The organism is Nostoc sp. PCC 9305, from assembly GCF_963920915.1.
Lineage (GTDB): Bacteria > Cyanobacteriota > Cyanobacteriia > Cyanobacteriales > Nostocaceae > Nostoc.
In genome coordinates this window covers 1-242 of sequence record NZ_CAWUDN010000311.1, presented here as the reverse complement: position 1 = coordinate 242, position 242 = coordinate 1, and the positions used below count along the sequence as shown (strand labels likewise).

Annotated in this window: 1 protein-coding gene; it reads left to right on the top strand. The window is 46.7% G+C overall.

Annotation, left to right across the window (positions count from 1 at the left end):
- Nucleotides 1-242 (top strand): WD40 repeat domain-containing protein (locus ACM0OX_RS35865; protein ID WP_414519988.1); only part of this gene is annotated, 242 nt, incomplete at both ends.

The window sequence follows — 242 nt, the reverse complement described above, 5'->3', positions numbered from 1 at the left end:
GGGATATTCACGGCAACCCCATTGGTCAACCTTGGCACGGACATGAAAAAGAAGTTAATTCTGTCGCCTTTAGTCCAGATGGCAAGTTGATTGTCAGTGCCAGCAATGATTTGACAGTGCGCTTATGGGATATTCACGGCAATCCCATTGGTCAACCTTGGCAGGGACATGAAAAAGAAGTTAATTCTGTCGCCTTTAGCCCTGATGGTCAGTGGATTGTCAGTGCCAGCAATGATTCGACA